Source organism: Plantactinospora sp. WMMC1484 (assembly GCF_049315195.1).
Taxonomy (GTDB): Bacteria; Actinomycetota; Actinomycetes; order Mycobacteriales; family Micromonosporaceae; genus Plantactinospora.
This window is the reverse complement of record NZ_CP186055.1, coordinates 4627521-4644804: the sequence shown is the minus strand read 5'-3', so window position 1 is coordinate 4644804 and position 17284 is coordinate 4627521. Positions and strand designations below refer to the sequence as shown.

The window sequence follows — 17284 nt, the reverse complement described above, 5'->3', positions numbered from 1 at the left end:
GGTCGCTATCCGGCCGCGCCGTGATAGAAGAAATCGCCGAGCCCGACGGTGAAGACCAGTAGCCCGTAGAGGGCGTGTTCGACCGAGGCGACAAGCAGCGAGCCGCTGCGCCGGTACCGGCGGGCGAAGAGCCAGCCACCGGCCAGGGTCAGCAGCACCGACAGCAGGTTGCCGAAGATCAGGTGGACGAATCCGAACGCTAACGCGCTGGCGGCCACCAGCCACCACCCGGTGCCGAAGACCGGGGCGTAGCGGCGCATCAGGAAGGCCCGGAAGATCACCTCCTGGGGATAGACCGAGAAGAGCGGGTAGAGGAGCACGATTGCGCCCCAGAGCAACGGCGCCTCCCGGGGCAGCCCGAAGAGCCGCTCGGGCGCGAGGACGGCGAGTGCCACCACGGCCACCCCGGCGGCGACCGCCCAGAGCCGGAGCATCGGGACCCACTCGGTGCGCAGTGCGGCCCACCCCCACCAGGTCCGCCGGTCGACGCCCGGGCGCCGCCGGAGGTAGAGCGCGGCGAGCCCGGCGAGCAGCAGCAGCGGCGGGATCGGGCTCCCCGGGCTGCCGGCGAGCACATATCCGAGGACGGCGCCGAAGAAGAGCAGCGCGTACTCGGCGGCGAGGTAGCCGCGACGCGCGACGGTGGGCGGTGTGGCGGGCGGCCGTGCCGCCGGAGACACGTCGGTGGTCACCCCGCGAGGGTGCCCCGTCCAGGTGAACGGTGTACGTCGGATACGCCGGATACGCCGGCCACCCGGCGACGGCGACGCTGACAGGCAGGCAGCGCTGACAGGCAGGCGACGCTGACAGGCAGGCGACGGCTCGTGCAGGTGCCCCACCACGCCTGACAGGGAGCCGCTGCGCTACCTCGACCCTCGATACTCGGCGGAGACACGAACGCGACGGCGACGCCGGGCGTCGGTCCGGCCGACCAGCACCCGCGAACGCCGCACCAGGTCGGCCGGCAGCCGCCCCGCGCGGCGACCGAGCAGCCAGCCGACCAGGGCCACGTCCAGCAGTGCGCCCGGCACCTTGGTCTTGGTGACCAGCCCGAGGCTGTCCGGCAGGGTGAGGAAGACCAGTCCGGCGGAGCCGGCGTCGAGCAGGGTGGTCACCCGGCCCCGAGGTGCGGCGGCGGCGAGTACAGCGACGCCGGCAAGGGCGTACCAGGGATAGAAGACCGGCCCGAGCAGCGCGGTCGCGAGCAACGCCGCCCCGGCGGCCGGGACGGCGGTGGCGACGCCGTCGCGCAACGCACGCCGCCAGGCGACGAGCAGGATGGCGGCGAGCGCAGCCAGGCCCAGCGACCGGGCCACCTCGACCGCCTCGTCGAACGCCTCCGGCCGGCCCGCCACCCGCAGCCCGTAGCCGACGGCCATGCCGACCCCGGTCGGGATGGAGGACCACTGGACGTTTCCGGCGGTCGCCTGCCAGGCGTGCACGAAGCCGAGGCCGAAGCCGGTCAGGGTGGCGAGCAGCAGCACGGTGCCGAGCGCCGCCACGGCCAGGACCGCTCCGGCCGCGATCCGGCGCCGAGCAGTCCGGGCCCAGGGTACGGCGGCGAGTGCGAACGGCACCACCACCAGCGCGGTGGCCTTGACCGAGGCTGCCGCCCCGAACGCGACACCGGCGACCGCCAGCCGGCCGACTCCGGCAGCCAGCCGAGAGAAGCCCGACACCGCAGCCGACCCAGCCGAGCCCGACACCGCAGCCGACCCAGCCGAGCCCGACACCGCAGGAGGCGAGCCGTGTGCGGCAGGCGACCCCGTCGGGGCTGACGAGGCGGCCGCGACGAGCAGGCCGAGGACGACCAGTCCGGCGAGGAGTGCGTCGTTGTGCGCGCCGGAGACGACGTGTACCAGCGGCAGCGGCCCGATCGCGCCCAGCCAGACCACCCTGGCCGGGTCCCCGCCGCAGTGCCGGGCCAGCCGGGCACCGGCGGCGGTGCCCAGCAGCAGGCCGGCGACGGCGACCAGGCGAAGCATCGTCACCGCCAGCGGCAGGCCGGCGTCGGGCAGGCTCGCCACGAACCCCGCGACGAGCAGCCAGAGCGGCCCGTACGGCGCGGGCGCGTCCCGCCACATCGGCGGAACCGACTCCAGCCACCGGCACGGCAACGCGTCCGGCCCCACGGCGTACGGGTCCAGACCGGCGGCGACGGTCTGGCCCTGGCAGGCGTACGCGTAGACGTCGGTGCTGCCCAGCGGTGGTGCGAGCAGCAGCGGCAGGGCCCAGAGCGCACCGGTGACGAGCAGCCAGCCCGGTGCGGCGACCGCCCGCAGCCGCCACCAGACAGCGACCAGCCCTCCGGCGCCGAGCAGCCAGAGCCCGACTCCGACGACCCAGCCGGTCCCGCGGTCGGTGGCCGAGCCGGCGAGGTGGGCGCTGGCGGCCATCAGCACACTGCCCGCCAGGCCGAACCAGCGCAGTCGAGCCGGGGGAAGGGGCTGCCGCATCCGGGCAGGGTTGCCAGGAGAGGTTAACCCCCGCCCCGCTGCGGTCTACCGGGCGGCGAACTTTCGCCGACGACCGCGCGCAGGTCCGGCTCCGGACAATGCGAACCATGTCAATATGACGACACCGCGCCACGCCTCCGACGGTCAGGATGGTCGCACCGACCGGGATGGTCCCTCGTACCGGCCCGGAGCCGGTTTTCGTTCGCGCCCGAAAGAGGCTGATGCCCATGTCGAGGGCTGTGCGACGCACCAGAGCGCTCACCGTGATCGTGGTCGGGATCCTGCTGGCCGCCGGCACTGCGACAGCGGCGGCGGGCCCGGCCGCCGGGCGCTGGCATCTCGACGACTACGGCAGTCCGGTGAGCGAGGCGACCTACATCCAACCGGTGGGGGCGGTCTCGGTGCGACAGGGCATCGACGGCGAGGAGCGACCGTGGGTGTTCACCGTCATCGCCGGCCAGCTCTACGCGGTCTGGTCCGACCCGGGTGGGGCGCACTGGCTGCCGCTCGGGGCGCCGCCGAAGAGCGAGATCTCCGCCCCGGTCGGGGTGGTCACGGTGCAGGACGACCTCTACGCGCCGCAGCGGCCGTACGTCTTCGTGCAGACCGTCGACGGCCACCTCTGGCTCAACTGGTTCGACGGCGGTGGCTGGCAGTGGGACGATCGGGGCACGCCTACCGACGGGGTCCTGCTGCCCTACGGCACCCGGGTCGGCGTGGTCAACCTACGGCTGGGCCCGGAGGACGCCGACTGGCCTCAGGCGTTCGTGCTGGACAACCAGCGACGGGTGTGGCGCAACGGCTGGGACGGCAGCCGCTGGACCTGGACCAACCATGGCACACCGCACGGCATGAGCCTGCCGGACTCCCGGGGCCTCGGCGCGCTGTCCGTACGGGACGCGCCCGGGGGTGCCGCGTGGCCGCACGCCTTCGTCGGCGCGTACGGCTATGTATTCGAACTCTCCGGAGCTGGCGGCGAGTGGCAGTGGGTCTACCATCCCGACGCGTTCGGGTTCGAGTTTCTCAACCCGGTCGGGGCGGTCGCCGTGCAGGACAAGCCGAGCGTCGGCGACCGCCCCTACCTGTTCGTCGTCGACCGCTACGGGGGCCCGGTCTGGTCCGACTGGTGGTCGGGCCGCAGTTGGGAGTGGACCGAGCAGGTCGGCACCGACGCCGAGATGCTCGGTTACCTGGACTCCGGGGCGGCGGTGACGATCCAGGACACCCCGGAGAGCCCGCAGCGGCCGTACGTCTTCTACTGGTCGTCGAGTTGGCCGAGGAAGCTCATGGTCAACTGGTGGGGCTGACCCCGGCGGAGCTTCGTCTCCTCACACACCCGGGGCGGCGTACTCGGGCTGGCGATCCATGGGCGTGACGGCGTCGACCGTGGCCGCATGGGCGGCGATCGAGTCGAGGATCTCGGCGGCCCGAACGGCGGTGTTGGAGAGCAGCGAGGAGGAGATCCCGTGGCTGTGTTCGGTGCCGCCGCCCTGGAGGTAGATACCGGCCCGCACCTCGGGCAGGGTCCGCAGCCGGTAGTCGCGGTCGACCAGCGCCCGCCCGGCCTCGTCGCGCAGGCAGACCTGAGCCGTCTCGCCGAGCAGGTCGAACGGGTCGACCGGCCGATATCCGGTGGCGAAGACCGCCACGTCGGCGTCGAGCACCATCTTCTCGTTGGTGACCAGCGACTCCACCACCATCCGCACCCCGTCCGGGGTCCGGACGGTCTCCACCGGGCGGGACAGGTTGAGGATCCGGAGTCGCTCGATGCCGCGTACCTTCTCCTGGTAGACGCGACGGTAGAGTTCGTCGATGAGTTCCTGGTCGACCACGGAGTAGTTGGTGTTGCCGTGGTAGGCGAGCATCATCGCCTTGACCTCCGGCGGGGCGGTGAAGAACTCCTGCACCGCCCCCGGGTCGAAGATCCGGTTGGCGAAGGCGCTGTCGTCGGCCGGGCTGTAGCCGTACCGGGAGAAGACCGCACAGACCTCGGCGGTGGGAAACTCGCGGTGCAGATGGTCGACGGCCTCGGCCGCGCTCTGCCCGGCACCGACCACGACGAAGCGGGACGGCGCCGACGGCACCAGGCCGCGCAGGTTGGGCAGCAGGTCACGGCTGTGCCAGACCCGGGTGTCCAGGGTGACGCCCTCGGGCAGGTAGGGCCGCAGTCCCACGCCGAGCACCAGGTTGCGGGCCCGGTAGCTGACCGGAGCGGCCGAGCAGGGGCCGGTCTGGGCCAGCACCTCGAAGTGGTCGAGCTCGCCGTCCTGCCACACCGGGCGTACGTCCACCACGTCGTGCCCGTACCGGATCATGTCGTCGACCTGCGCCGCAGCCCACTCCAGATAGTCGTGGAACTCGACGCGGGACGGGAAGAGGTTCTTGTGGTTGATGAAGTCGATCAGTCGACCCCGGCTCTGGAGGTAGCAGAGAAAGCTGAACTCACTCGTCGGGTTGCGGAGCGTCACCAGGTCCTTGAGGAACGACACCTGCATCGTGGCGTCATCGAGCAGCATCCCCCGGTGCCAACCGAAGGACGGTTGCCGCTCCAGGAACACGGCGCTGTCGATCCGGCCGGGCCCGGCGGTGGCCTCGCGGATCGCGATGGCCAGGGCGAGGTTCGACGGACCGAAGCCGATGCCGAGGAGATCGTGGACCTGGGAATCGTCGCTTCGATTGGTTCGTGACATACCTGTCCCATCAGTCTGCCCGCCGGTCGGGCGGCTTGGTGGAGGACTGGATCCGTACGGACCCGGGGCGCTGGCACGGATGGTCGACCATCCGCGACGTTTAGGTTAGGCTAACCTACACCAAGGTCAAGAACAATATGGACCACCTGACCAGTCGGTCCAGGGGCGGAACGCGAGTGAAGAGGAGACCACCGATGCGGGTTGTCATGTTCGGATATCAGACCTGGGGACACCGCACCCTCCAGGCACTGCTGGACTCCGAGCACGAGGTGACCCTGGTCGTCACGCATCCGCCCAGCGAGCACGCGTACGAGAAGATCTGGGACGACTCGGTGGCCGAACTCGCGGAGAAGCACGACGTCCCGGTGCTGCTCCGCCAGCGTCCCGGCGATCCGGAGCTGATGGAGCGGCTCCGGCAGGCCGCACCGGACGTGATCGTGGCGACGAACTGGCGCACCTGGATCCCGCCGGAGATCTTCAACCTGCCGCCGCACGGCACGCTCAACGTGCACGACTCGCTGCTGCCCGCCTACGCCGGGTTCAGCCCGCTGATCTGGGCACTGCTCAACGGCGAGCGCGAGGTCGGGGTCACCGCACACCTGATGGACGAGACCCTCGACGCCGGCGACATCGTGCTGCAACGGGCCGTGCCGGTCGGCCCGACCGACACCGCCACCGACCTGTTCCACCGCACGCTGGAGCTCTTCGGCCCGATCACCGTGGACGGGCTGGCGCTGATCGCCTCGGGCCGGACCAACTGGGTCAGGCAGGACCGCACGAGGGCGAGCTTCTTCCACAAGCGGTCGATCGAGGAGAGCCGGATCGACTGGAACTGGCCCGCCGACGAGATCGAGCGGCTGGTGCGGGCCCAGTCCGACCCGTACCCGAACGCCTTCACCCACCACGACGGCGCCCGGCTGCGGATCCTCTCCGCCCGGGTCTCGGAGGGCCGCTACGGCGGCACGCCCGGCCGGATCTTCTACCGGGAGGGCGACGGCGTGGTGATCGTGGCCGGCGCCGACGCGCGCCGGGGCCACCGCCCCGGCCTGGCCATCACCCGGGTACGCACCGACGACGGCCGGGACCACTCGGCCACCGACTACTTCCGGACCATGGGCGGTTACCTGACGCGCTACCCGGACGGCCGGCTGTAGGCGCGGCCGGTCAGTTCTCTGCCGCAGGTCAGCTCTGCCGTGCCGGTCAGCTCTCTGCCGTGCCGGTCAGCAGGGCCACCCCGGTCTCCGGGTCGACCCGCTTGGCCAGACTCGCCGCCACCTCGGTGACCACCACCTCCAGGGTGGGCCACACCTCGCCGTTCAGCAGGTGGCCACCGACCGTGCTGCCGTCCCGGCGACCCAGCACCGCGTGCACGTGCAACGCCGGCTCGCCGCGCACGTCGGCGATGTCGCCGACCAGGGAAAGTACCTCGACCTGCTCCGACACCGGTATCCGCAGGTAGTCGCGGTCCTGCCGGTCGAAGTAGCCGACCTCGGCGCCGGAGAACCCGCCGACCGCGGTGACCTGCGCGGCGGCGATCCCCCGGCGCCGGGCCACCTCGTTGACCGCGGCGACCGCCTCCTCGCCCCGCTCGACCGCGATCACCACCACCCGCCGGCCGCCATCGGCCAGTTCGACGTCGCGCATCATCCGCCTCCTCGTCTCGGTTACTCCCTCCTGCCCGCCCCGAGCGGTCGGCATGCCTGCCAGCCCGGCCCGGTCGTCGGCCCGATCCGGTCGTCGGCCCGATCCGGTCGTCGGCCCGATGCGGCCGTGCAGGGGCGAAATCATCGCGTCCGGGACGGGACCGGGCAGGCGGGTGAGCCCGTTCCCTCGTTCGGCACCGGGGCCGGGGTACCGCTGCCTACGCTGACGGATGACAGGAAGCCCAAGGATTCTCGTCGGGTGAAGGGGGCTGCCGTGACGAATGTTGTCCGGCGCCCGACCCCGGCCGATCCGACCCCCGAGGTGGTGACCGGCGTCCGGGTCCCGAGTTCGGTCGTGCGCACCCAGCCGCCCGAGTTGGGTCCGGACGCGGTCGCGGTCGTGGAGGGGCGGTCGTTCATGGTGAGCAACGCCGCCGGCGACGTCCCGGTCGGCACCATCGGCGGCCTGGTGCACGACGACACCCGGTTGCTCAGCCAGTGGCAGCTCACCCTCGGCGGCGCACCGCTGCTGATCCTCAGCTCGGGACTCATCGACGACAACTCGGCAGCGTTCTTTCTCACCAACTCGGACCTGCCGCACGTCCCCACCAACAGCGTCGGCATCCGTCGACAGCGCTTCATCAGCGACGCGATGCAGGAGCGGATCGAGCTGGAGTGTTTCGCCACCGCCGTACGGTCGGTAGAGCTCCGGCTCCGGGTCGGCACCGACTTCGCGGACCTGTTCGAGATCAAGCAACGGGTACGGGACCGCTCGGCGAACGTCTTCCGCGAGCACTCGGCCGACGGCTCCCGGCTCTGCTTCACCTACCGAAACAACGACTTCATCGCGGTCACCGACATCCGGGTCTTCCCGCCCGCCGACCGGGTGGAGGAGAACGACCTGATCTGGGACCTGCACCTCGAACCGGGGACCAAGTGGCGGGGCGAGCTGACCGTCGACCTGCCGCGCCGACCGACCGAGCTGCCCACGCTGCACCGCCGCTTCGGGCAGGGATTCGACCTCGTCGGGGAGGATCCCACCCGGAGCTGGCAGTGCAACTGTCCGATCCAGGACTTCGACTCCGAGCTGCTGCACCGGGTCCTGGAGAAGTCCAAGATGGACCTGGTGGCGCTGCGGATCGAGCAGATGATCGGCACCGAGATGGTCACCCTGCCGGCCGCCGGGCTGCCCTGGTTTCTCACCATCTTCGGCCGTGACTCCCTGCTCACGGCGTACCAGACGGTCTCCTTCGGGACCCGGCTCGCCCGGGGCACGCTCCGGGCGCTCGCCAACTACCAGGGCCGGAACCTGGACGACTTCCGGGACGAGGAACCGGGGAAGATCCTGCACGAGGTACGCAGCGGCGAGCTGACCCGCACCGGCGAGAAGCCGCACAACCCCTACTACGGCACCGCCGACGCCACCCAGCTCTGGCTGATCCTGCTCTCCGAGTACTGGCGCTGGACGCTCGACGACGAGCACGTCCGCGAGTTCCGGGCCAACGTGCACGCCGCGCTGCGCTGGATCGACCACTACGGCGACGTGGACCGGGACGGGTACGTCGAGTACGCCACCCGCTCCCCACAGGGGCTCGGCAACCACTGCTGGCGGGACTCGCCGGACGGCATCGCGTACTCGGACGGCAGCATCCCGGTGCTGCCGATCGCGACCTGCGAGATCCAGGGTTACACCTACGACGCGAAACTCCGGGTCGCCGAGCTCTGTGACGGCCCGCTGCGGGATCCGGAGCTGGCCGATCGGTTGCGTGCCGAGGCCCACGAGCTCCGGGAGCGGTTCAACCGGGACTTCTGGCTCGAACAGCGGGGCGGCTACTACGCGGTCGGCCTGGACGGGGACAAGCGCCCGATCGACTCGATGACCTCCAACATGGGGCAGCTGCTCTGGAGCGGCATCGTGCCGCCGGACCGGGCCCGGCTGGTGGCCGGCCACCTCCTCTCGGAGCACATGTTCTCCGGCTGGGGCATCCGGACCACCTCCACCGAGAACCGCTGTTACAACCCGATCGGCTACCACAGCGGTACCGTCTGGCCGCACGACAACGCCCTGATCGCACACGGCCTGGCCCGCTACGGCTTCCGGGACGAGGCGACCCGGGTCATCCTGGCGATGCTGGAGGCCGCCGACGCCTCCGGGCACCGGCTGCCGGAGGCGTTCGCCGGGTACGACCGTTCGTACGGGCGCAAGCCGGTGCCGTACCCGACCGCGTGCACCCCGCAGGCGTGGGCGAGCGCCGCGCCGCTGCTCTTCCTGCGCACCCTGCTCGGCCTGGAGGCGGACAACGGGCGGCTCCGGCTCGATCCGAGGCTGCCGGCGGAGCTCGGCCGGGTCACGTTGGGTAGGTTGCCGGCCTTCGGCAAGCACTGGGACGTGGAGGCGGTCGGCGGCCAGGGACATGTCCGGCTGACGGATTGATCTCCACCGGAACGGACTGACCCTCCACCGGAACCGACTGACCTCCACCGGAGCATCCGTCGGCCGGGCTCCCAGGACAAGGAGATACGGAGCGTACCTGCGGATCACCGTTCCGTGATGAGAGAGTGACCCCATGACCGGAACGAACGCCCCGGACAGCGGAGCCGGCCTGCTCGTCGACAAGGTCGCGTTTCTGATGGGTGCGGGTCGCGGGATCGGCGCGGCCGCCGCCCGACTCTTCGCCCGGGAGGGCGCCACCGTGGTACTGGCCGCCCGGACCGAGGCCGAACTCGCCGGCGTGGTCGGGGAGATCCGCGACGCCGGCGGGACCGCCGACTATGTGCTCGCCGACCTGACGCAGGGCGGCAGCATCCAGGCGGCAGTGGAGGGGGTCATCCGGCGGCACCACCGGCTCGACGTGGCGCTCAACAACGGCGGCGTCTCGATCCCGCACACCCCGATGGTGAACACGACCGAGCAGAACTTCGACCTGGTCTCCACGGTCAACTACCGGGGACTCTTCCTCTCGATGACCGCCGAGATCCGGGCGATCCGGGCGACCGCCGGGTCCGGGGCGATCGTCAACGTCAGCAGCGTCGGCAGCCTGCGCGGCGCGCCGGGACTGGGGCCGTACGCCGCCGCCAAGCGGGCGGTGAACAGCCTCACCGAGACCGCCGCCGCCGAGTACGGGCCGGAGGGCATCCGGGTGAACGCCATCGCCCCGGGCACCACGATGACCGGGGTGATCCGGCAGTGGGCCGAGGACGAGCCGGGGGCCGTCGACCGCCTCAACGCGCTCACCCCGCTGCGCCGGGCGGCCGAGCCGGCGGAGATCGCCGAGGCGGCCGCCTGGCTGCTCAGCGACCGTGCCTCCTTCGTCACCGGCGTCTGCCTGCCGGTCGACGGCGGCCTGCGCGCCTGAACCCGAACCACGCCCCTGAAACCGAACCACGCCCCTGAAACCGAACCACCGGAGCCGAATCACCGCAGCGGCAGTACCGAGTCGGTGAGCCGGCCGCGCGGCCGGTAGACCGCACACATCACCGTACGGTCGCCGTCCGCCCAGGTCTGTTCGGTGGGCAGCACGGGATAGAAGTCGAGGGTGTCGCCGGCCCGGTCCGGCCAGCGCCGCTCGAAGTAGCTCCGGCACCCCTGCCAGCCGAAGTCGGCGAGCCGGGCGCGGTCCCACGGCCCGTCGGCGGCCCGGAGGAAGCCGTACGACTGGTTGTCGGCGCCGGACTCGCAGGGCTCGTACCGGACGACCACCTCGCCGGCCTCCGGCGAGTACGCCGGATCGGAGAAGCACTCGCCGCCCTCGATGGTCAGCACTCCGGTGGTCTGCGCCGTGATGAACGCGTCCCCCTTGGCGACGGGTGGCGAGACCGTGGGGTCGATCGCGGCGATCGCGGCGAGGGTGCCGACGGTGGCGGCCACCGCCCAGCGGCGGGACGGCAGTTTCATCGGGCTCCGTACACGGTCGGTGGTCACGGTCGGTGGTCACGGTCGGTGGTCACGGCGGCCAGGGCGGGAGACCTGGGCAGGCCAGGGACGCTCCCGGTGCGGCCGAGGCACGGAGACGTCCGTGCCGCCGGCATGGTAGGTGCGCCGGAGTGAACGGGCGGTGCCCGTACGGTGGCCGGCCGGCGCCCGCCGGGTGAAGCCAAGCCCCGTCCGCAGCCTGTTGATCATGAATTAACCCGCTGCTCAAGCGCGTTAACCGGGCGTCCAGTCGACGGCCGACCCCTGGTCGTCCACCTCTGCGTGAATGCGCTTTGGCCACCGGCTACGGGCCGGCGGCACCATCCACTTTCACCGGAAAGGTGAGCTCTGTAGTGAGTGACGTCAAGAGACCCTGGATCACGGGTTCACGGCGGGCCAGGCTGGCGGCGGTCGGCGCCGCCGCCATGCTCGTCGGCGGTTTCGCGCTCAGCCCGGTGGCGTTCGGTGACGCCGCCCCGGGCAAGTATCCGGCGGCCGAGATCCACCGGCCGTCCCCGATGCCCGACCGCATCATCCTCATCCCGACCACCAATCCGGCCACCTCACAGCGGGTGAGCTGGCGGGCCGAGGCCACCCCCGAGTGGGCCCAGGCGGAGATCCTGGAGGCACCCGCCGCGCTCGGCCAGGTGGTGCCCGCCGCCGGTGCCGTCTCGGTGGTCAAGGCGAATTCGACGAAGTCGGTCAACACCTCTCTCGGGTACGCCTCGACCTACCACGCCGTGGAGTTCGTCGGCCTCAAGCCCGGCACCCGCTACACCTACCGGGTCGGCGACGGCACCAACTGGAGCCCGTGGACCGACTTCACCACGGCCAGCGCCGACGCCCAGCCCTTCTCGTTCATCTACTACGGCGACGCGCAGAACTACCTGGACTCGGCGCTGCCCCGGGTCTTCCGGCAGGCGTTCGCGGACCGCCCGCAGGCCAAGATGATCGTCAACGCCGGTGACCTCATCGACTCCGCCAACAGCGAGGAGCAGTGGGGGCAGTGGTACCAGGCCGGCGGCTTCATCGACGGCCAGATCAACAACATCTCGATCCCCGGTAACCACGAGTACAGCGGCGGCGCACTGTCGTCGTTCTGGGCGCCGCAGTTCCCGTACCCGGACAACGGGCCGGCGGGCTGGCCGGCGGAGCTGGCCAAGACCGCGTACACCCTCGACTACCAGGGCGTACGTTTCATCGGCCTGAACACCAACGTGCAGGGCATCCCGGACATCATGGCGGCGCAGACCGCCTGGCTGGAGGGGCTGCTCAAGAACAACCCCAACAAGTGGACCGTGGTGACCTTCCACCACCCGGTCTACTCGACGGCGGAGGGCCGGAACAACCCGGTGGTCCGGGCGCAGTGGGGACCGCTCTTCGAGAAGTACGGCGTGGACCTGGTGCTCCAGGGGCACGACCACACGTACGGCCGGGGCAGTGTAGCGTCGTCCCGCCGGTCGCTCTCGGTGCACGACAGCACCGTCTACGCGGTGTCGGTCTCCGGCGGCAAGATGTACGACGTCGACGGTTCGGTCTGGACCGACAACGACGCCGACATCATGAGCGAGGCCGAGGACAAGCAGCTCTACCAGCTCGTCGACGTCACCGCCGACAGCATCCGGTACGAGGCCCGCTACGCCAACGGCCAGCGCCACGACGGCGTGATCATCCGGAAGAACGCGGCCGGCGAGCGTACCGTCAACGAGCTGCGCACCCGGGAGAACACCACCGGCGAGCAGGTCACGGTCAACAAGACCATCGTCGAGGCCAAGGGCAAGGTGAAGGTCTCCGCGTTCGGCTACGACCCGGGCGAGGAAGTCACCGTCTACCTGCGCAACACCAGGAGCGGCGCGCCCGTCTTCATCGGCTACCGGAAGGCCGACGAGTTGGGCCGGCTGACCTACTCCTTCGCGCTGCCGCCGTCGGCCAAGAAGAACAGCACCCACGTGGTCTTCCTGGACAGTGAGAACCAGCAGATCACCAGCCCGGTCATCACCGTGACCAAGTAGTTCCCGCCGCCCCGGGCCACCGCCGGCAGCGGTGGTCCGGGCGCGGCCCGTAGCCGTACGTCAGGAGATCCCGTCCTTGATCGCCCGCATCCCGTCACCGGCCGCCGCGCTCCGCCCGGCCGGTCTCGCCGGTCTCGCCGGTCTCGCCGCGCTGACCCTGCTCGTCGTGCCGGCACCACCGGCCGCCGCGCACCCGTTCGGCCCGCCCTCGACCGCCCGGATCAGTGTGCACGGCCCGAAGGTGGAGATTTCCTGGCTCGCCGCCGAGGACGACTGGGTGGCGCTCGGCCAGTCCCTCGGCGCCTTCGAGGACCCGGCGCTCGGCCCGGTGGCGACCGACCTCACCGGGGAAGAGAAGCTCCAGCGCTCCGCCCGGGTCCACGACTACCTGCTTGCCCGGATCACGGTGCGGCAGGCCGGCGCCCCGTGCCCGGGCCGGCTGGAAACCCTCGACCGGCTGCTCAGCCAGGGTGCCCGGCTCAGCTTTGACTGCCCGGCCGAGGTGGTCGACCTCGACGTCACAGTCGGCGCGCTGACCGATCTCCACGAGGCGTACCGGACGATGCTGACCAGCCAGACCCCGGCAACCCCGGAGCGGACCCTCTTCACCGCCGCGGAGCAGACCCACCGGGTACGCTTCACGCCCGGCGCGGGTGGCCTGCCGGCGAGCAGCGTCCGGACCCTGGCCGGCGTCGGTGCGGCCCTGCTGGTCGCGATGGCGGCCCTGGTCGTGGTGCGACTGCGTCGCCGCACCCGGAGCAGTGCCCGGAGCATCGCCCGGAGCAGTTCGTGACCGGCTTCGACGCCCGGCTGGTCGCTCTCTTCGACGGCCGGGAGATCTTCTGGATCGCCCTCGTCGTGGCGATCGGCGTAGGCGCCGCACATGCGGTCGCGCCCGGCCACGGCAAGAGCGTCACCGCCGCCTACCTGATCGGCACCCGGGGACGCTACCGGGACGCAATCCGGCTCGGCGTGATCGTGGCGGCGATGCACACCGTTTCCGTCCTGGTGCTGGCGCTCGCCTGGGTCGGGCTGAGTGGTGCCGCGAGCCTCGGCACCAAGACGGTGACGGCGTGGATGCAGGTCGCGGCCGGGCTGCTGGTGATCGGCGTCGGCGCCCAGCTGACCTGGCGCCACCTGCGCGGCCGGCACCACGACCACAGTCACACCCACGAGCACGTCCTCGTCGGTCACGGACCCGAACACGGCCACACGCACGAACACGGCCACACGCACGAACACGGCCACACCCACGAACACGGCCACACCCACGAACACGGCGACGAGCACGGGCGCGGCGGCGGGCACGAACACGGCGGCGGGCACGAACACGGCGGCGGGCACGGGCGTGGCGGCGACGGGCCGACGGATCCGTGGTCGCGGCGCGGGCTGACCCTGCTGGCGCTCTCCGGTGGGCTGCTGCCCTCCCCGTCCGCCTTCCTGGTGCTGGTCAGCGGCCTGCTCACCGGGCGCGCCCTGGACGCGCTGGTCCTGGTGCTCGCCTTCGGCATCGGGATGGCCGGCACGCTGACCGGGGTCGGCGTGGCCACCATCCGTGGCGCCGCAATGCTGCGCGGCAGTCTTCGGCGGTGGCCGGTGGCGGCGACCGCCAGCGCCTGGCTGCCCGCGATCGCCGGCGCGGCGGTGAGCCTCGGCGGCTGCCTCTACCTGGTCGCCGCCGTCTCGGTGCTGACCGGCTGATTCCGGGCCGGCGGGGTTGCACCTGGCCCAGGCTGCCGGGAGGGAGCACCACCAACCGGGGGAAGGTCGATGGCGGGACCGCAGCGGGTGGCCGTACTCGGCTGGGTGGCATGGGCGGGCCGGTCGATGGCGGCGAACCTTGTCCGTTCCGGCCTGCCCACCGTCGTCTGGTACCGCCGACCGGGGCCCGGTCCTGCGCGACGCGCCCGTAGCTCGCGCTCTACGACGTCAACCTGGCGCTCTACGACGTCGACATCGACCGGTTCGGAGTCGCCAACAGCCTGGCCGCGCAGTGGCAGCGGGCGGTGGAGCACGGCCTCGGCGACGAGGACCTCACCGTGCTGACCCGCACACTCTAGGGAGCCGCCGGTCACGGCCGGGCCGGAGATCGGGCGTCGGTCTGGCGTGTTCCGGTCAGGACGGTCGCGCCACTGGCATCATGGTCGGCGGCATCGATCCCGACCCTCCCCCGCCCCCATGGAGATGACGATGACCAGTCAGCCGCCCATCGGCCGCCGGCAGTTTCTCACCGGCGCGCTCGCCACCGCCGCCGCGGTCGCCGCCCCGGGGCTGATCGCCGGATGCGACGGCGGCGGCCTGGTCGACGGCGACGACCCGAACGAGGCGAGCGGCTCGGCGCCACTACCGAGCTACGTCCCGTACACCGGGGTGACCCCGGACCTGCGGGGCAACCCGCAGGGCCTGCTGGACGCCTTCCTGAAATATCCGGACCCGCCGGTCCGGGCCACCGACGGCCCGCCCGGCGACGGCGGCCAGCTCTCCGCCTTCGTTCTCACCAACTCCCCGCTGCCGCCACCCGCGTCCGAGAACGCGTTCTGGCAGGAGCTGAACCGGCGGCTCGGCGTCGACCTGCGGTTGACCGTCGTGCCCAACGCCGAGATGGCGGACCGGTTCTCCAGCCTGATCGCCGGTGCCGACCTGCCGGACGTGATCGTGCCGGCGCTCTACACCCCCAACGGCCTGCCCGCCGGCGTCTCGAATCTACCGGCCTGGCTCGCCGCCGAGTGTCAGGACCTGACGCCGTACCTCTCCGGAAGCGCGGTGCAGGATTATCCGTTCCTGGCCAACCTGCCGACCGACGCCTGGCGGGACTGCCGCTACAACGGCGGCATCTACGGCCTGCCGGTGCCCCGGGGCGTCGGTGGCACCCTGATGATGCGTCGGGACGACCTGTTCCGGGAGCTCCAGGTCGATCCGCAGCCGGGGAGCTTCGCCGAGTTCCGGGCGACCTGCCGGGAGATCACCGACGCGAGGGCAGAGCGCTGGGCGCTTGCCACCACGCCGATGGACTTCGTCCGGCAGATGCTCGGCAACCCGTGGCGGTGGGCGGTGGAGGGCGGCAAGCTGGTCAGCGCGTACGAGCGGGAGGAGTTCAGCCAGGCGCTCTCCGACACCGCCCGGCTGGTCAAGGACGGCGTGATCCACCCGGAGAGCTTCGGCGCCAATCCCGCCACGAAGAAGTGGTTCAACGACGGCAACGCGATGCTGATCGCGGACCGCTACACCGCCTGGCCGCAGTTCTACGCCGAGAACACCGCCGGGCCCGACTTCGACATCGGCGGGATGCGCCCGCCCCGGCACTCCGGTGGCGGGTTCGCCGCCACCTGGCAGGCGCAGGCGACCAACAACTTCACGGTGCTCAAGAAGGCCGACGAGCGCCGGATCCGGGCACTGTTGCGGGTCTGCGACTGGCTTGCCGCGCCTTTCGGCACCGAGGAGTGGCTGTTCCGCCGCTACGGTGTCGCCGGGGTGCACTACCAGATGACCGGCGGCGGGCCGGAGCTGACCCGGGACGGGGTCAGCCAGACGGCACTCGGCATCCGGTACATCGTGGACGCCCCTGATGTGATCTTCGTGCCGGGCGAGCCCGAGGCGACCCGGAAGTCGTACGAGTACCAGGCCTCGATCATCCCCACCGCGCTCCGGGACCCTACGCTCGGGCTCTTCTCCGACGCCTGGTCCCGGCGCTCCGGTCAGCTCGGCACCCTGATCGGGGACGCGCAGCGGGAGATCCTCGGCGGCAACCGGCCGGTCGCCGAATGGGCCGACGTCGTCCGGCAGTGGCGGGATGCCGGAGGCGACCAGGTCCGGGTCGAGTTCGAGGAGGCGCTGGCGAACAGCGTCGACTGAGGGGCCGAAACAGGCAACAACCGGTGGGCCCCGACCGGGTTGGGCCTACGGCTCGACGAGTCGCCGGACGGCGTCGACCACCGTCGCCCGACGGTGCCCGGGGTCGGTTCCGGTGAGGTCGGCGGTCTCGATCGAGAGCGTCGACCACATCGTCGCCAGGGTGAGCACCAGCGCGAGCAGTTGCTCGGCGTCGAACCGATCGGAGACGACGCCGGCCCGCTGCGCCTCCCGGATCGCCTCCACCTTGGCCCTGCCGGCCTCGGTGACGGCGGCGATGGACCGCCCGGTGCCGGCGCGTTCGAGCCGGTACCAGGTCGCGATCCGGGCGACGTCGGGGTATGCCTCGGTGGCGTCGAAGAGCCGGCCGGCGTAGCCGGGCAGGTCGTCGGTGGTGATCGGGGTCTCGGTGAGGGCCTGCGCGACGATGGCGTCGAAGACCGCGTCGAAGAGGTCGTCCTTGCTGCCGAAGTAGGTGTAGACCAGCCCGGCGCTGCATCCCGCGCGGCCGGCGATCCGGTCGATCCGGGCCCCGGCGAGGCCGTGCGCGGCAAACTCGGCCAGCGCGGCCTCCAGCAGCTGCCGTCGCTTGGCCTCGGGCTCACGCGTGCGGGTCGCTGCCACGATCCGAGCCTATTGGATGAACGTTCATTTGACAACTCGTCGCACCAACTGCTCCACTGGGACCACTGTTGAATGAACGTTCATTTGGAGGCACCTG

The 17284-nt window shown here is 71.5% G+C and carries 14 protein-coding genes; 8 read left to right on the top strand and 6 right to left on the bottom strand.

Annotated features, from left to right (window positions below; translation table 11 throughout):
* Positions 1–5: 5 nt before the first annotated feature.
* Positions 6–692 (bottom strand): lysostaphin resistance A-like protein, encoded by a 687-nt coding sequence (locus tag ACN28C_RS20380; protein WP_422769130.1) that lies wholly within the window; start codon positions 690–692, stop codon positions 6–8.
* A 171-nt stretch (positions 693–863) separates the two neighbouring features.
* Positions 864–2456: a polyprenol phosphomannose-dependent alpha 1,6 mannosyltransferase MptB gene (gene mptB, locus ACN28C_RS20375; RefSeq protein WP_422769129.1), complete on the bottom strand. Its 1593-nt coding sequence runs from the start codon at positions 2454–2456 to the stop codon at positions 864–866.
* Between the two features lie 227 nt (positions 2457–2683).
* Here mptB and ACN28C_RS20370 point away from each other — a divergent pair, with 227 nt between their 5' ends.
* Positions 2684–3763, top strand: a complete 1080-nt coding sequence (locus tag ACN28C_RS20370) for a hypothetical protein (RefSeq protein ID WP_422769128.1) — start codon at positions 2684–2686, stop codon at positions 3761–3763.
* 21 nt (positions 3764–3784) lie between these two features.
* Here ACN28C_RS20370 and ACN28C_RS20365 read toward each other — a convergent pair whose 3' ends face one another.
* Positions 3785–5146: a lysine N(6)-hydroxylase/L-ornithine N(5)-oxygenase family protein gene (locus tag ACN28C_RS20365; RefSeq protein WP_422769127.1), complete on the bottom strand. Its 1362-nt coding sequence runs from the start codon at positions 5144–5146 to the stop codon at positions 3785–3787.
* Between the two features lie 194 nt (positions 5147–5340).
* Between ACN28C_RS20365 and ACN28C_RS20360 the strand changes: the two genes are divergently transcribed.
* Complete coding sequence (locus ACN28C_RS20360) at positions 5341–6300, top strand: methionyl-tRNA formyltransferase (RefSeq protein WP_422769126.1); 960 nt, start codon at positions 5341–5343, stop codon at positions 6298–6300.
* Positions 6301–6346: 46 nt separating this feature from the next.
* Here the strand turns inward: ACN28C_RS20360 and ACN28C_RS20355 are convergent, their stop codons facing one another.
* The gene (locus ACN28C_RS20355) at positions 6347–6790 is read right to left on the bottom strand and encodes a PPC domain-containing DNA-binding protein (RefSeq protein WP_422769125.1); all 444 of its coding nucleotides are present in this window, start codon (positions 6788–6790) and stop codon (positions 6347–6349) included.
* 273 nt (positions 6791–7063) lie between these two features.
* Between ACN28C_RS20355 and ACN28C_RS20350 the strand changes: the two genes are divergently transcribed.
* Both ACN28C_RS20350 and ACN28C_RS20345 read left to right on the top strand, forming a co-directional pair.
* Positions 7064–9223 carry a glycogen debranching N-terminal domain-containing protein gene (locus ACN28C_RS20350; protein WP_422769124.1) on the top strand — a complete coding sequence of 720 codons (2160 nt, stop codon included), beginning with the start codon at positions 7064–7066 and terminating at the stop codon, positions 9221–9223.
* Positions 9224–9356: 133 nt separating this feature from the next.
* Positions 9357–10145: an SDR family NAD(P)-dependent oxidoreductase gene (locus ACN28C_RS20345; protein WP_422769123.1), complete on the top strand. Its 789-nt coding sequence runs from the start codon at positions 9357–9359 to the stop codon at positions 10143–10145.
* 59 nt (positions 10146–10204) lie between these two features.
* Here ACN28C_RS20345 and ACN28C_RS20340 read toward each other — a convergent pair whose 3' ends face one another.
* Positions 10205–10684 (bottom strand): hypothetical protein, encoded by a 480-nt coding sequence (locus tag ACN28C_RS20340; RefSeq protein ID WP_422769122.1) that lies wholly within the window; start codon positions 10682–10684, stop codon positions 10205–10207.
* Between the two features lie 371 nt (positions 10685–11055).
* Here ACN28C_RS20340 and ACN28C_RS20335 point away from each other — a divergent pair, with 371 nt between their 5' ends.
* The 4 genes from ACN28C_RS20335 (at position 11056) to ACN28C_RS20320 (ending at position 16566) form a co-directional block, all read left to right on the top strand.
* Positions 11056–12714, top strand: coding sequence for a fibronectin type III domain-containing protein (locus tag ACN28C_RS20335; RefSeq protein WP_422769121.1), 1659 nt, complete (start codon positions 11056–11058; stop codon positions 12712–12714).
* A 76-nt stretch (positions 12715–12790) separates the two neighbouring features.
* Complete coding sequence (locus tag ACN28C_RS20330; RefSeq protein WP_422769120.1) at positions 12791–13507, top strand: hypothetical protein; 717 nt, start codon at positions 12791–12793, stop codon at positions 13505–13507.
* Positions 13504–14415: a nickel/cobalt transporter gene (locus tag ACN28C_RS20325; protein WP_422769119.1), complete on the top strand. Its 912-nt coding sequence runs from the start codon at positions 13504–13506 to the stop codon at positions 14413–14415. The genes ACN28C_RS20330 and ACN28C_RS20325 overlap by 4 nt, the downstream gene beginning before the upstream one ends.
* Positions 14416–14904: 489 nt before the next feature.
* Positions 14905–16566, top strand: coding sequence for an extracellular solute-binding protein (locus ACN28C_RS20320; protein ID WP_422769118.1), 1662 nt, complete (start codon positions 14905–14907; stop codon positions 16564–16566).
* Positions 16567–16611: 45 nt separating this feature from the next.
* Here the strand turns inward: ACN28C_RS20320 and ACN28C_RS20315 are convergent, their stop codons facing one another.
* A complete protein-coding gene (locus ACN28C_RS20315) occupies positions 16612–17187 on the bottom strand; it encodes a TetR family transcriptional regulator (RefSeq protein WP_422769117.1) in 576 nt (191 codons plus the stop codon).
* Between the last annotated feature and the right edge of the window lie 97 nt (positions 17188–17284).

Excerpts from the sequence above, each read along its gene's own strand:
- ACN28C_RS20370 (WP_422769128.1), top strand. The coding sequence starts at position 2,684 with ATGTCGAGGGCTGTGCGACGCACCAGAGCGCTCACCGTGATCGTGGTC.
- ACN28C_RS20345 (WP_422769123.1), top strand. The coding sequence starts at position 9,357 with ATGACCGGAACGAACGCCCCGGACAGCGGAGCCGGCCTGCTCGTCGAC.
- ACN28C_RS20365 (WP_422769127.1), bottom strand. The coding sequence starts at position 5,146 with ATGTCACGAACCAATCGAAGCGACGATTCCCAGGTCCACGATCTCCTC.
- ACN28C_RS20355 (WP_422769125.1), bottom strand. The coding sequence starts at position 6,790 with ATGCGCGACGTCGAACTGGCCGATGGCGGCCGGCGGGTGGTGGTGATC.
- ACN28C_RS20360 (WP_422769126.1), top strand. The coding sequence starts at position 5,341 with ATGCGGGTTGTCATGTTCGGATATCAGACCTGGGGACACCGCACCCTC.
- ACN28C_RS20340 (WP_422769122.1), bottom strand. The coding sequence starts at position 10,684 with ATGAAACTGCCGTCCCGCCGCTGGGCGGTGGCCGCCACCGTCGGCACC.
- ACN28C_RS20320 (WP_422769118.1), top strand. The coding sequence starts at position 14,905 with ATGACCAGTCAGCCGCCCATCGGCCGCCGGCAGTTTCTCACCGGCGCG.
- mptB (WP_422769129.1), bottom strand. The coding sequence starts at position 2,456 with ATGCGGCAGCCCCTTCCCCCGGCTCGACTGCGCTGGTTCGGCCTGGCG.